Source organism: Ruegeria sp. K3 (genome assembly GCF_056531845.1).
Genome location: NZ_JBQFMM010000001.1, coordinates 350,920 through 363,811 on the forward strand (window position 1 = coordinate 350,920; position 12,892 = coordinate 363,811).

A 12,892-nucleotide genomic window follows, 5' to 3' on the forward strand; every position below is an offset into this window, starting at 1 on the left:
CGATGGAAGTCTATGCCGAATATTCCCACGCGATCGCCGCTTTGGTGATCTTTACCCTGATCGTTCTGTTCATGTCGCCGTTCTCGGCGCTTGCAAAAGCGGGCAAGGGGCTGGCACCGGGGGCCACTCCGGATCAGGATTATTCGGACAGGGCCTATCGTTTGAACCGCGCTTATCTGAACGGCACTGAAACTCTGCCTGCCTTTTTGACTGTTACAGTCGCGGCGATCCTGTTGGGGGCCAGCCCGTTCTGGGTGAACCTGCTGGCCTCAATAGCGCTGCTGGCGCGGGTTGTTATGTTGGTGATTCACCTGCGCGGGATCGGCAAGCCGCATAGCGGGGTCCGGTCTGTTGCTTATGTGGTTGGATGGGCCTGCATGTTCATTCTTGGCCTTATTGCGTTGGTGGCCGCGTTTTGATCCAGCCCGAAGGATATCATCTGGCCGAGTTGAATGTCGGCCGTTTGTTGGCGCCAACAGACGATCCGCGCGTGGCTGAATTCATGGCCAACCTGGATCGCGTCAACGGGCTTGGCAAGCGGATGTCCGGCTTTGTCTGGATGATGGAAGGGTCCGGAGAACCGGGAACAGGCAACACCGAAAACAGCATCGGGGATGATCCGCAATTCGTCGCGAACCTGACGGTTTGGGAAGACGTCGCCAGCCTTGAGAAATTTGTTTGGGGGACTATCCACAAACAGTTCTACGAGCGTCGGCAAGAGTGGTTCGAAATCCTTGGCGAACAACATTTTGTCATGTGGTGGGTGCGGGAAGGGCATTGCCCCAGTTTGGCCGAAGCGCTGGATCGTCTGGAAAAGCTGCGCTCGGAAGGACCCAGCGAGCATGCCTTTGGGTGGGCAGAATTGAAACAGGCCAGCAAGTGGCGCGACAATCGTTGCGTACAGGTCGCGGCGGAGTGAACGGGATGTTGATTCATACGCTTTCTCCTGCGCATCAGCGGATGCCACAAGCGCCAGCCACGAAACAGGAGTGGTCATGATGGCGAAACGCGTATTCGTAATGACAATGGTATTGGTGGGAAGCTTACTTGTATCTGCCTGCGGTACAGCGAAATCGAGGGCGACCCGCGTGGCGTTTGACGGCATTTTCTTCAACGCCAACGCTAAACACGTGGATAAGAAGACGACACCTACCGATTTCACTGTGACTGTGAATGGCGTTTCGCAGTCATTGGAAGGCGCACGCGAAGCAGGCCGTTATGAGGGCACAAAATTCTGCATTCAGAATTTTGGATCGTCCAGAATTGTATGGAAGGTTGGGCCGGAGACCGAGCCGCAAAATCTACGGATCGAAAACGATAAGCTCACATATGCCGGAAGCTGTCAGCGACCATGAGCCACCGTATCGCATATCACGGCAAAACCCATGGGCTGTTATTGCATAGCAGCCCGGCTGACCGCCGTCTTGGGAATCCCAAGACGAAAGGAAATGTCATGACCGTTGTACGACTTCTGGCCGCGATTTGCGCGATTTCGATGCCTGTAATGGCCGAAGCCAAACCACCCTTGAGGGATGTCAAAGAGATCGACAACGAACTCTACTACATCGCGATCGCAAATGAGATTTCGGAGTACTGTCCGTCGATCAGCGGGCGTCGACTTAAGGCGATTGGGGTGATGTGGGATCTGCGGTCCAAGGCGAACAAATTGGGATATTCGGACAAGGAAATCCGCGCCTATGTGGACTCGGATGCCGAAAAAGACAGGATGCGCGCCAAGGGTGAGGCGTATCTGATCCAAAACGGCGTGTCGTATGAAAATCCCAATTCTTTCTGCACGTTAGGGCGGAAAGAGATTGAAAGAAACAGCGCCATAGGCGTGTATTTGAGGGCGAACTAGCGATGTCTGACCTCCGCAAAGTCAATATCGACGGGCAGGAAATCGAAGTCGATGGCGCGATGACACTGATCCAGGCCTGCGAGCAGGCCGGGGTCGAGGTGCCGCGCTTTTGCTATCACGAGCGTCTGTCGATTGCCGGGAACTGCCGGATGTGTCTGGTCGAGGTCGTGGGCGGCCCGCCGAAACCGGCGGCCTCCTGCGCGATGCAGGTGCGCGATCTGCGTCCGGGTCCGGAAGGGCAGGCACCGGTGGTCAAGACGAACTCGCCCATGGTCAAGAAGGCCCGCGAAGGGGTGATGGAGTTTCTGCTGATCAACCACCCGCTGGATTGCCCGATCTGCGATCAGGGCGGTGAGTGTGACCTGCAGGATCAGGCCATGGCCTATGGTCTGTCAGGGACGCGCTTCAAAGAAGCCAAGCGTGCCGTGGATGATCTGGACCTTGGTCCGCTGGTTGGCACCGCGATGACTCGCTGCATCAGTTGTACTCGTTGCGTGCGCTTCACCACAGAGGTCGCCGGGATCACCCAGATGGGTCAGACCGGACGCGGCGAAGATGCCGAGATCACCTCGTACCTGAACCAGACGCTGGATTCGAACCTGCAGGGCAACATCATCGATCTGTGCCCGGTAGGGGCGTTGACCTCGAAGCCATATGCATTCACCGCTCGCCCTTGGGAACTGACCAAAACCGAGAGTATCGACGTGATGGACGCTTTGGGCTCAAGCATCCGTGTAGATACCAAAGGGCGTGAAGTGATGCGCTTTCTGCCGCGCAACCATGACGGTGTGAACGAGGAATGGATCAGCGACAAGACCCGCTTTGTCTGGGACGGCTTACGGCGTCAGCGACTGGACAGGCCTTATGTGCGCGAAAACGGCAAGCTGCGTCCTGCCACATGGCCAGAAGCACTGAACAAAGCTGCTGAGGTTCTTAAGGGGGCCGAGAAACCGGCTGGGATCGTAGGTGATCTGGCTTCGGTTGAGGCCATCTATGCGCTGAAACAGATGATCGAAGGGCAAGGCGGTATCGTTGAGTGCCGCACCGACGGCGCCAAACTGCCTGCGGGTAACCGAGCAGCCTATGCCGGGACCGCGGCAATCGAAGATATTGATGCGGCTGAACGTATCCTGTTGATCGGGACCAACCCGCGTGACGAGGCTCCGGTTTTGAATGCTCGTATCCGCAAGGCCTGGGCACACGGTGCCGAGGTGGCCCTGGTCGGGCCTGCCGTCGATCTGACCTATGAGTATCACCATTTAGGCGGCGACCGTGCCGCGCTGCAGACCGTCGTTGATATGGGTGGTGACGATGAGATCAAGAGCAAGCGCTCTCTTGTCATCGTCGGGCAGGGCGCGCTGCAGGAGGCCGATGGCTCTGCCGTTCTGGCCGCCGCGCAAGCCATTGCAAGAAATACCGAAAGTGGGCTGATCGTTCTGCACACCGCAGCATCGCGCGTGGGTGCGATGGATGTGGATGCGACCAACGAAAGTGGCATGGAGGCGGTCAACGCGGCCGATGTGATCTATAACCTCGGTGCCGATGAGGTCGAGATCGGCGAGGGTGCTTTTGTGATCTATCAGGGTAGTCACGGCGATCGTGGCGCGCACCGCGCAGATGTGATCCTGCCGGGGGCGGCTTACACAGAAGAAAACGGTCTGTTCGTGAACACCGAAGGGCGTCCTCAACTCGCCATGCGCGCAGGCTTTGCACCGGGAGAGGCCAAGGAAAACTGGGCAATCCTAAGGGCGTTATCTGCCGAGCTGGGGGCTACTCTGCCCTACGATACATTGGCTCAATTGCGCACCTCCTTGCTCGAATCTGTTCCGCATCTGGCGCGCATTGATGAGGTGATTGAGAATGAAGCAGTGGCGCTACAAGCCGGAAAATTGGGTGAAGCCAGCTTCCGCAATGCAATCAAGGATTTCTACCTGACCAACCCGATTGCCCGCGCCTCGCAATTGATGGCCGAACTATCGGCACAGGCGCAGACCCGCAAGACTGAGAAGATTGCGGCTGAATGAACCAGAAACGTTTCATATCGCAGACGTACGCGGTGCCCGGGTGGCAGATAGCCGCGCCGGATTTGCGTGTGAAATTGAAGATTAAGGGTGGCGTACAGACGGCAGATGCTGTTTACACCAACGCGCCGACCCAGCCGCAGATTGCGCAGGCATCTGGCCTTTGCATCGCACGCGGAAACCAAAATACCCACGGTGTGAGGACCAATGGCTGACTTCTTTAACACCCCAGGCGGAATAGCCATCATCATTCTGGCGCAAGTGCTTGCTGTTGTTGCGTTCGTGATGATCTCGCTGTTGTTCCTCGTTTACGGCGACCGCAAGATCTGGGCCGCCGTCCAGATGCGTCGCGGCCCCAACGTTGTCGGCGTATACGGCCTGCTGCAATCGGTGGCGGACGCACTGAAATATGTGGTGAAAGAGGTCGTCATTCCCGCAGGTGCCGACCGTACAGTGTTTATCCTCGCACCATTGACCAGTTTTGTCCTCGCGATGATCGCCTGGGCGGTGATCCCGTTCAACGATGGCTGGGTCCTGTCGGACATCAACGTCGCCATCCTCTATGTCTTCGCAGTCTCATCGCTTGAGGTTTATGGCGTGATTATGGGTGGTTGGGCGTCGAACTCAAAGTATCCATTCCTTGGGTCGCTGCGCTCTGCCGCGCAGATGATTTCATACGAGGTATCCATCGGTCTGATCATCATCGGCATCATCATCTCGACCGGTTCGATGAACTTTGGTGATATCGTCCGCGCACAGGATGGCTCGTTCGGGTTCTTCGGCTGGTACTGGCTGCCGCATTTCCCGATGGTGTTCCTGTTTTTCATCTCGGCATTGGCTGAAACCAACCGGCCACCCTTCGATCTGCCCGAGGCGGAATCGGAACTGGTTGCAGGCTATCAGGTCGAATACTCGGCCACGCCTTTCCTGCTTTTCATGGCCGGTGAATACATCGCCATCTTCCTGATGTGTGCTCTGACCACACTGCTGTTCTTTGGCGGCTGGCTGTCCCCGATCCCAGGCCTGCCTGACGGCGTATTGTGGATGGTTGCCAAGATGGCGTTCTTCTTCTTCATCTTCGCGATGGTCAAGGCGATCACACCCCGCTACCGCTATGACCAGTTGATGCGCCTGGGTTGGAAAGTGTTCTTGCCGTTCAGCCTCGTCTGGGTCGTCTTCGTGGCCTTCGCGGCGAAATTCGACTGGTTCTGGGGCGCGTTTGCCCGTTGGAGCGTAGGAGGCTGATATGACTCAAATCGACTACACCCGCGCCGCCAAATATTTCCTGCTGCAGGACTTCTGGGTCGGAATGAAATTGGGCTTGAAATACTTCTTCGCCCCAAAAGCCACCGTGAACTACCCGCATGAAAAGGGGCCCTTGTCCCCGCGGTTCCGGGGTGAACATGCCCTGCGCCGTTATCCGAACGGTGAGGAACGCTGCATCGCCTGCAAACTGTGCGAAGCGATCTGTCCTGCACAAGCCATCACCATCGATGCCGAGCCGCGCGAAGACGGAAGCCGCCGCACCACGCGCTATGACATCGACATGACCAAATGCATCTATTGCGGTTTCTGCCAGGAGGCATGTCCGGTTGATGCCATCGTCGAGGGCCCGAATTTCGAATTCGCCACCGAAACCCGGGAAGAGTTGTTCTACGACAAGCAGAAACTGCTGGATAACGGCGAACGCTGGGAAGCCGAAATTGCTCGCAATCTGGAAATGGACGCGCCGTACAGATGAGTGACAGTCCGACAAATCCGTTCGAGCTGATGATGAAGCAAGCTCAGGACATGGCCAAGGCGATGAACCCGGCGATGGAGAATTTCTCGCCCAAAGGGTTTGAGGCGTTGTGGCCGACCATGCCGAAAGAGGTCATGGAGATGATGTTCGGCAATACCGTCAACAAGGACGGGCTGGATGCCAAGACACGCCTGCTGCTTACGCTGGCCGGGCTGACCTGTCAGGGCGCTCAGGCAGACTCGGCGGTGCGTCAGACCGTGCGCCACGCGCTGGAAGCTGGCGCGAAGAAACAAGAGATCGTGGAAACGATCGGTCAGATGTCGGTCTTTGCCGGCATCCCGGCCATGACCCGTGCGCTGGATCTGGCGCAAGAGGTCATGGGTGATAACGAGGATGAGGATCAATGACCGTCTTTGCCTTCTATCTGTTTGCCATCAGCGCCATCACCGGCGGGCTGTTCACGGTGATCAGCCGCCAGCCGGTGCATTCGGTGCTGTGGCTGATCCTGTCCTTTCTGTCCTCGGCGGGCCTGTTCGTGCTGCTGGGGGCCGAGTTCGTGGCGATGCTGCTGATTATCGTTTACGTCGGCGCGGTCGCGGTTCTGTTCCTCTTCGTGGTGATGATGCTGGATGTGGACTTTGCCGAGCTGAAGGCCGAGATGGCGCGCTACATGCCGCTGGCGCTGTTGATCGGATTGGTGATCCTGATGCAGTTCGTCATGGCCATCGGAGCATGGGACAGCGCGCAGGGTGCCGCCGCCAATCTGGCGCAGCCGGTACCGAGCGACCGCCACAACACTGAGGCGCTCGGCGTCATTCTATACGATCAATACTTCCTTCTGTTCCAACTGGCGGGCCTGATCCTGCTGGTGGCCATGATCGGTGCCATTGTGCTGACACTGCGCCACCGTCAGGACATCAAGCGTCAGGACATCATCGGCCAGATGATGCGCGACCCGGCCAAAGCGATGGAGTTGAAGGACGTGAAACCGGGGCAGGGACTTTGAGACGATGATCGGACTTGAACACTATCTTACGGTCGCGGCGACGCTATTCGTCATCGGCATCTTCGGTCTCTTTCTGAACCGCAAAAACGTCATCATCCTGCTGATGAGCATCGAGTTGATGCTGCTGGCGGTGAATATCAACCTCGTTGCGTTCTCTAGTTTCCTCGGCGATCTGGTCGGGCAGGTCTTTACGCTGTTCGTGTTGACAGTTGCGGCGGCTGAGGCGGCGATTGGTCTTGCCATTCTGGTCTGCTTCTTCCGCAACCGTGGCACCATCGCGGTTGAAGACGTCAATATGATGAAGGGGTAAGAGAATATGGAAACCACCATCCTCTTTGCCCCGCTCGTGGGTGCGTTGATCTGCGGTTTTGGCTGGCGCTTCATTGGTGAGAAAGCCGCCATGTGGACCGCAACGGGCCTGCTGTTTCTGGCCTGCCTGCTCAGCTGGATCGTCTTCCTTTCATTTGATGGCCACACCCAGCAGATTGAGATCATGCGCTGGATCGAAAGTGGTTCGCTGTCGACAAGCTGGGCCATTCGTCTGGACCGTCTGACGGCGATCATGCTGATCGTGGTGACGACCGTTTCGGCGCTGGTTCACTTGTATTCGTTCGGCTACATGGATCACGACCCGCAATGGCGTGAAGGCGAAAGCTATAAGCCGCGTTTCTTTGCCTATCTGTCGTTCTTCACCTTCGCCATGCTGATGCTGGTGACGGCGGACAATCTGGTTCAGATGTTCTTTGGCTGGGAAGGCGTGGGTGTCGCCTCGTACCTGCTGATCGGGTTTTATTATCGCAAGCCCAGCGCCAATGCAGCGGCGATGAAAGCGTTCATCGTGAACCGAGTGGGCGATTTCGGCTTTGCGCTTGGGATCTTCGCGCTGTTCTTCCTGACCGACAGCATCAATTTCTCAGACATATTCGCATCGGCCCCGGCATTGGCGGAGGAAAAACTGAGCTTCCTCTGGGGTGAGTGGACCGCGATCGAGGTGATCTGTGTACTGCTGTTCATCGGCGCGATGGGTAAATCGGCGCAGTTGATACTACACACCTGGCTGCCGGATGCGATGGAAGGTCCGACCCCTGTGTCCGCGCTGATCCACGCTGCGACCATGGTTACCGCAGGTGTGTTCCTGGTCTGCCGTATGTCGCCGCTGATGGAGTTCGCACCGGGGGCCACCGGGTTCATAGCCTTCCTTGGCGCTTCGACTGCGTTTTTCGCAGCAACCGTGGGCTTAGTGCAGACCGATATCAAGCGGGTCATTGCGTATTCGACCTGTTCGCAATTGGGTTACATGTTTGTCGCCGCCGGCGTTGGCATGTACTCAGCCGCGATGTTCCATCTGCTGACGCACGCGTTCTTCAAGGCGCTGCTGTTCCTTGGTGCTGGTTCAGTGATCCATGCGATGCATCATGAGCAAGAGATGACCGAGTACGGCGGTCTGCGGAAGAAAATCCCCTATACGTTCTGGGCGATGATGATCGGCACGCTGGCCATTACCGGTGTGGGCATCCCGCTGACCACGTTTGGCTTCGCCGGGTTTCTGTCGAAGGATGCCATCATCGAAAGCGCCTTTGTAGGTGGCACAGGTTATGCCTTCTGGATGTTGGTGATCGCAGCGGTGTTCACCTCATTCTACAGCTGGCGTTTGATATTCCTAACCTTCTATGGCGAGCCGCGTGGCGACAAGCATACGCATGAGCACGCGCATGAAAGTCCGATGGTCATGCTGGTCCCGCTGGGGGTACTGTCTCTGGGCGCGGCGTTCTCGGGGATGCTGTGGTACAACCAGTTCTTCGGCTACACCGATAAAGTGGCCAAGTTCTACGGTATTCCGCTGGCGGAAGAGACTGGCGGTCATGGCGAAGTTGCCGCAGACGCATCTCATGGTGAGGCCAAGGCAGATGACGACCAAGGCGACGCGAAGGCTGATAAAGGCGAGGGTGGCTACAAGGCGGACAAAAAGCATGCCAGCTTTGGCGGTGAGCCAGGCGAAGGCGCGCTGTATATGGCACCTGACAACAATGTCCTGAACGATGCGCATGAGGCTCCGAAATGGGTCAAAGTATCGCCTTTTGTTGCTATGCTGCTGGGTTTTGTCGTCGCCTATTGGTTCTACATCGTGAACACGTCGCTGCCCGCTCGTCTGGCGGCGAACCAGCGGCCGCTGTACCTGTTTCTCAAGAATAAGTGGTACTTTGACGAGATCTACGACGCGATCTTTGTCAAACCTACCATTGCGCTGGGTCGGTTCCTGTGGAAACGCGGTGACGGCAACACGATTGATGGCTTCCTGAACGGGGTTTCGATGGGCGTCGTGCCCTTCTTTACCCGCCTCGCAGGCAAAGCTCAGACGGGTTACATCTTTACTTACGCCTTCTGGATGGTTTTGGGCATCGCCGCTCTTGTCACCTGGATGTCGATCGGCGGAGGCGCAAACTAATGGACAATATCCTATCTATTGTCACCTTCATCCCCGCCATCGCAGCAGGCATTCTGGCCCTGTTTCTGCATGGCGAGGACGTAGCCGCGCAGCGCAACGCCAAATGGGTTGCGCTGGTTGCCACAACCGTGACCTTTCTGGTCTCAATCGGCATCTATACCGGCTTTGATCCGTCCAACACCGGCTTCCAGATGGTGGAAGAGGGCGAGTGGCTGCTGGGCCTGAAGTACAAGATGGGTGTCGATGGGATCAGCGTTCTTTTCGTGCTGCTGACCACCTTCATCATGCCGCTGACCATTCTGGCCAGCTGGCAGGTCACGGACCGGGTCAAGGAATACATGATCGCATTCCTGCTGCTGGAAACGCTGATGCTGGGCGTGTTCATGGCGCTGGATCTCGTGCTGTTTTACCTGTTCTTCGAGGCGGGCCTGATCCCGATGTTCCTGATCATCGGTATCTGGGGTGGCAAGGACCGCATCTATGCGAGCTTCAAGTTCTTCCTATACACCTTCCTCGGCTCGGTGCTGATGCTGGTGGCGATGGTTGCGATGTATGCGGATGCGGGCACCACGGATATCGAGGCGCTGATGAGCCATCAGTTCTCGTCCGAAGGGTTCAGCGTACTGGGCATCTATATCGTCGGCGGCATGCAGACGCTGATGTTCCTGGCCTTCTTCGCGTCGTTCGCGGTGAAGATGCCGATGTGGCCGGTGCATACCTGGCTGCCGGATGCGCACGTTCAGGCGCCGACGGCAGGTTCGGTCGTGCTGGCGGCGATCCTGTTGAAGATGGGCGGCTATGGCTTCCTGCGCTTCAGCCTGCCGATGTTCCCGGTGGGGTCTGCGGTGATGACCGATGTGGTGCTGTGGATGTCGGCGATTGCTGTTGTCTACACCTCTCTGGTCGCGCTGGTGCAGGAGGATATGAAGAAGCTGATCGCCTATTCCTCGGTCGCGCATATGGGCTTTGTGACCATGGGTATCTTTGCAGCGAACCAGCAGGGCATTGATGGCGCGATCTTCCAGATGCTCAGTCATGGGTTCATTTCCGCAGCGCTCTTCCTGTGTGTTGGCGTGATCTATGACCGGATGCACACCCGCGATATCGAGGCGTATGGCGGTTTGGTCATCCGGATGCCGGCTTACGCTCTGGTCTTCATGCTGTTCACCATGGCCAATGTCGGCTTGCCTGGTACATCGGGCTTCATCGGGGAATTCCTGACCCTGATGGGCTCATTCCAGGTCAACACCTGGGTGACGGCTGTGGCTGCAACCGGTGTGATCTTCTCGGCGGGCTATGCGCTATGGCTCTATCGCCGGGTAGTCTTTGGAGATCTGATCAAGGAAAGCCTCAAGGCCATCACAGACATGAGCTCGCGCGAGCGGCTGATCTTCGCGCCGCTGATCGTGATGACCATTCTGCTTGGGGTTTATCCCTCGCTGGTGACCGATGTGATCGGGCAATCCACCGCAGCGCTAATCTCGAACTATGACACGGCTCTGGCCGCGGCTGAAGCCGCAACCCAGACAGCCGCTTCGCATTAAGGGGGCTTTGGAGACATGATCCAGGCTGATCTGACAATCATCCTGCCGGAAATTGTTCTGGCAATTTATGCGATGGCGGCGCTGATCGGGGCTGTCTACACCACCAAGGATGCTCTGGCTCCCATGCTGGTCTGGGCCACTTCAGGTCTGATGGCGGTGTTGGCAATCTGGATTGCGATGAATGGCGAAGGTACTAACGTGGCCTTCAACGGCATGTTTGTGGATGACGGCTTTGCTCGATTTGCAAAGGTTGCGATTCTGCTGTCTGCCGCTGCGGTATTGCTGATGAGCCAGGAATATATGGCGCGCCGCGATCTGCTGCGCTTTGAATATCCTCTGCTGGTCGCACTTGCGGCTGTAGGCATGATGATGATGGTTAGCGCAGGCGATCTGATGTCGCTTTATATGGGGCTTGAGCTGCAGTCGCTGTCACTTTACGTCGTCGCCGCCTTGCGGCGCGACAGTGCCAAATCCACCGAAGCCGGTCTGAAATACTTCGTGCTGGGCGCGTTGAGTTCTGGCTTGCTGCTCTATGGTGCGTCGCTGGTTTACGGCTTCACTGGCACCACGCTGTTTTCGGGCATCATCCAAACGGTGCATCATGGAGATGTCTCGATTGGCCTCCTGTTTGGCCTGGTGTTCATGATCTCGGGTCTGGCCTTCAAGGTCTCGGCCGTGCCGTTCCACATGTGGACGCCGGATGTGTATGAAGGGTCTCCGACCCCGATTACCGCGTTCTTCGCCACCGCTCCGAAAGTGGCTGCGATGGCCCTGTTCGCGCGCCTGATGCATGATGCCTTCGGAGGCGTGATCAAGGATTGGCAGCAAGTGATCGTGCTGCTTTCGGTCCTGTCGATGCTGCTGGGCGCGGTTGCGGCCATTGGGCAGCGTGACATCAAGCGGCTGATGGCGTTTTCGTCGATTGCCCATATGGGATATGCTCTGATCGGACTGGCCGCCGGGACCGAGATGGGCATCAAGGCAATGCTGATGTATCTGGCCATCTATGTGACGATGAATATCGGAACCTTCGCATTCATCCTGATGATGGAGCGTGATGGCAAACCGGTCACTGATATTGATGCGCTACGTCAGTTCTCGAAGCGCGATCCGGGCAAAGCTCTGGCGGTCCTGATCTTGATGTTCAGTCTGGCGGGCGTGCCACCGATGCTGGGCTTCTTCGCCAAGTTCGGCGTCTGGCAAGCGGGTATCGATGCCGACCTGTTCGGGCTGGTGATCGTCTCGGCCATCGCCTCGGTCATTGGTGCGTTCTACTATCTGCGGATCGTGTTCTACATGTATTTCGGGGCGGAGAATGAAGACCCGATCGAGATCCGCTCGACCCCGGTTTTGTGGGCAGCGCTGATGGGCTCTGCGGCTCTGATGTTGATTGGCGTATTTTATCAGTTCGGTGTGGAAGGGGCAGCTGCAGCTGCTGCGGCGACGCTTGTCAACTGATACTGCCGCGTTTCGAACAACCGAGGCTCGGTCTCGCGCGACCGGGCCTTTTTGACATGAGCGAATGGCCGCAGGGATATGGCCTGCATATACTGAAAGAAGTCGACAGTACTCTGAATGAGGCGGTGCGGCTTGCGCCAACAGCGACCGGTCCGGTCTGGATCATGGCACATCATCAGACCGCCGCGCGTGGTCGGCGCGGGCGAGCCTGGGCCAACCCCAAAGGTAATCTGGCAGCGACTTTGCTGATGCGCCCGCCGGGTGATCCGGAACAGGCGGCGCTTCGAAGTTTTGTCGCAGCGCTCGCCCTGTATGATGCCTGTGTGGCGGTAACAGGGCGCGCAGTAGGTTTGGCACTGAAATGGCCCAATGACGTGCTGCTCAACGGCGGAAAACTAGCGGGTATCCTGCTAGAAAGCACGGGGCAGGGCCGGGGCGTGTCACATCTGGCGATAGGGGTTGGGGTGAACCTGTCCGAGGCACCGGGCACTGATCGCGTCGAAGCCGGAGCGGTGCGACCGGTTTCTCTGCTCTCGGAAACCGGCGCGCTCACCACCCCCGAGGATTTTCTGACCGAACTGGCGGTAGCTTATGCGCATTATGAGACCCAGTTCATGACCTACGGGTTCGAACCGATCCGCACCGCCTGGCTATCCCGAGCAGCGCGGTTGGGCGAAGTCATAACCGCTCGTACAGCCACGTCCGAAACGGTTGGAACCTTCGAAACGGTAGACGTGGGTGGCAGCCTTGTCCTAAACACCGCCAAGGGCCGGGTCAGCATTCCGGCTGCGGATGTGTACTTCTGAAAGGGGCGCGGG

14 protein-coding genes are annotated in these 12,892 nt (G+C 57.6%); all 14 read left to right on the plus strand.

What is annotated here, in order from left to right; genetic code table 11:
• Nucleotides 1-2 precede the first annotated feature (2 nt).
• The 14 genes from ACR0MP_RS01700 to ACR0MP_RS01765 all read left to right on the plus strand — a co-directional run bounded on the left by ACR0MP_RS01700 (nucleotide 3) and on the right by ACR0MP_RS01765 (nucleotide 12,880).
• Complete coding sequence (locus ACR0MP_RS01700; protein ID WP_170397051.1) at nucleotides 3-419, plus strand: MAPEG family protein; 417 nt, start codon at nucleotides 3-5, stop codon at nucleotides 417-419.
• Complete coding sequence (locus tag ACR0MP_RS01705) at nucleotides 416-919, plus strand: DUF3291 domain-containing protein (RefSeq protein WP_170403991.1); 504 nt, start codon at nucleotides 416-418, stop codon at nucleotides 917-919. The genes ACR0MP_RS01700 and ACR0MP_RS01705 overlap by 4 nt, the downstream gene beginning before the upstream one ends.
• Before the next feature lie 76 nt (nucleotides 920-995).
• Nucleotides 996-1,355 (plus strand): hypothetical protein, encoded by a 360-nt coding sequence (locus ACR0MP_RS01710; RefSeq protein ID WP_170403988.1) that lies wholly within the window; start codon nucleotides 996-998, stop codon nucleotides 1,353-1,355.
• A 98-nt stretch (nucleotides 1,356-1,453) separates the two neighbouring features.
• Nucleotides 1,454-1,858 (plus strand): DUF5333 domain-containing protein, encoded by a 405-nt coding sequence (locus ACR0MP_RS01715; protein ID WP_255612031.1) that lies wholly within the window; start codon nucleotides 1,454-1,456, stop codon nucleotides 1,856-1,858.
• A 2-nt stretch (nucleotides 1,859-1,860) separates the two neighbouring features.
• Complete coding sequence (gene nuoG / locus ACR0MP_RS01720) at nucleotides 1,861-3,882, plus strand: NADH-quinone oxidoreductase subunit NuoG (RefSeq protein ID WP_480885629.1); 2,022 nt, start codon at nucleotides 1,861-1,863, stop codon at nucleotides 3,880-3,882.
• A gap of 204 nt (nucleotides 3,883-4,086) precedes the next feature.
• On the plus strand, nucleotides 4,087-5,124 hold the full coding sequence (nuoH, locus tag ACR0MP_RS01725) for an NADH-quinone oxidoreductase subunit NuoH (protein WP_170403982.1): 1,038 nt from the start codon (nucleotides 4,087-4,089) through the stop codon (nucleotides 5,122-5,124).
• A 1-nt stretch (nucleotide 5,125) separates the two neighbouring features.
• Nucleotides 5,126-5,620, plus strand: a complete 495-nt coding sequence (gene nuoI / locus ACR0MP_RS01730; protein ID WP_170397042.1) for an NADH-quinone oxidoreductase subunit NuoI — start codon at nucleotides 5,126-5,128, stop codon at nucleotides 5,618-5,620.
• Nucleotides 5,617-6,027 (plus strand): carboxymuconolactone decarboxylase family protein, encoded by a 411-nt coding sequence (locus ACR0MP_RS01735; RefSeq protein WP_010442761.1) that lies wholly within the window; start codon nucleotides 5,617-5,619, stop codon nucleotides 6,025-6,027. The genes nuoI and ACR0MP_RS01735 overlap by 4 nt, the downstream gene beginning before the upstream one ends.
• Nucleotides 6,024-6,626, plus strand: coding sequence for an NADH-quinone oxidoreductase subunit J (locus tag ACR0MP_RS01740; RefSeq protein ID WP_170397038.1), 603 nt, complete (start codon nucleotides 6,024-6,026; stop codon nucleotides 6,624-6,626). Before ACR0MP_RS01735 ends, ACR0MP_RS01740 begins: the two co-directional genes overlap by 4 nt.
• A gap of 4 nt (nucleotides 6,627-6,630) precedes the next feature.
• Nucleotides 6,631-6,936, plus strand: coding sequence for an NADH-quinone oxidoreductase subunit NuoK (gene nuoK, locus ACR0MP_RS01745; protein ID WP_005984024.1), 306 nt, complete (start codon nucleotides 6,631-6,633; stop codon nucleotides 6,934-6,936).
• Nucleotides 6,937-6,942: 6 nt separating this feature from the next.
• Nucleotides 6,943-9,072, plus strand: coding sequence for an NADH-quinone oxidoreductase subunit L (gene nuoL, locus ACR0MP_RS01750; protein WP_170403979.1), 2,130 nt, complete (start codon nucleotides 6,943-6,945; stop codon nucleotides 9,070-9,072).
• On the plus strand, nucleotides 9,072-10,616 hold the full coding sequence (locus ACR0MP_RS01755) for an NADH-quinone oxidoreductase subunit M (RefSeq protein WP_480885631.1): 1,545 nt from the start codon (nucleotides 9,072-9,074) through the stop codon (nucleotides 10,614-10,616). Before nuoL ends, ACR0MP_RS01755 begins: the two co-directional genes overlap by 1 nt.
• A 15-nt stretch (nucleotides 10,617-10,631) precedes the next feature.
• Nucleotides 10,632-12,074, plus strand: a complete 1,443-nt coding sequence (gene nuoN / locus ACR0MP_RS01760) for an NADH-quinone oxidoreductase subunit NuoN (RefSeq protein ID WP_170397032.1) — start codon at nucleotides 10,632-10,634, stop codon at nucleotides 12,072-12,074.
• 56 nt (nucleotides 12,075-12,130) lie between these two features.
• On the plus strand, nucleotides 12,131-12,880 hold the full coding sequence (locus tag ACR0MP_RS01765; RefSeq protein WP_170403973.1) for a biotin--[acetyl-CoA-carboxylase] ligase: 750 nt from the start codon (nucleotides 12,131-12,133) through the stop codon (nucleotides 12,878-12,880).
• Nucleotides 12,881-12,892: the final 12 nt, after the last annotated feature.

What these genes read in the sequence shown, in the direction of transcription:
- ACR0MP_RS01700 (WP_170397051.1), top strand. Translation starts at nt 3, where the DNA reads ATGGAAGTCTATGCCGAATATTCCCACGCGATCGCCGCTTTGGTGATC.
- ACR0MP_RS01710 (WP_170403988.1), top strand. Translation starts at nt 996, where the DNA reads ATGATGGCGAAACGCGTATTCGTAATGACAATGGTATTGGTGGGAAGC.
- ACR0MP_RS01715 (WP_255612031.1), top strand. Translation starts at nt 1,454, where the DNA reads ATGACCGTTGTACGACTTCTGGCCGCGATTTGCGCGATTTCGATGCCT.
- nuoG (WP_480885629.1), top strand. Translation starts at nt 1,861, where the DNA reads ATGTCTGACCTCCGCAAAGTCAATATCGACGGGCAGGAAATCGAAGTC.
- nuoH (WP_170403982.1), top strand. Translation starts at nt 4,087, where the DNA reads ATGGCTGACTTCTTTAACACCCCAGGCGGAATAGCCATCATCATTCTG.
- nuoI (WP_170397042.1), top strand. Translation starts at nt 5,126, where the DNA reads ATGACTCAAATCGACTACACCCGCGCCGCCAAATATTTCCTGCTGCAG.
- ACR0MP_RS01735 (WP_010442761.1), top strand. Translation starts at nt 5,617, where the DNA reads ATGAGTGACAGTCCGACAAATCCGTTCGAGCTGATGATGAAGCAAGCT.
- ACR0MP_RS01740 (WP_170397038.1), top strand. Translation starts at nt 6,024, where the DNA reads ATGACCGTCTTTGCCTTCTATCTGTTTGCCATCAGCGCCATCACCGGC.
- nuoK (WP_005984024.1), top strand. Translation starts at nt 6,631, where the DNA reads ATGATCGGACTTGAACACTATCTTACGGTCGCGGCGACGCTATTCGTC.
- nuoL (WP_170403979.1), top strand. Translation starts at nt 6,943, where the DNA reads ATGGAAACCACCATCCTCTTTGCCCCGCTCGTGGGTGCGTTGATCTGC.
- ACR0MP_RS01755 (WP_480885631.1), top strand. Translation starts at nt 9,072, where the DNA reads ATGGACAATATCCTATCTATTGTCACCTTCATCCCCGCCATCGCAGCA.
- nuoN (WP_170397032.1), top strand. Translation starts at nt 10,632, where the DNA reads ATGATCCAGGCTGATCTGACAATCATCCTGCCGGAAATTGTTCTGGCA.
- ACR0MP_RS01765 (WP_170403973.1), top strand. Translation starts at nt 12,131, where the DNA reads ATGAGCGAATGGCCGCAGGGATATGGCCTGCATATACTGAAAGAAGTC.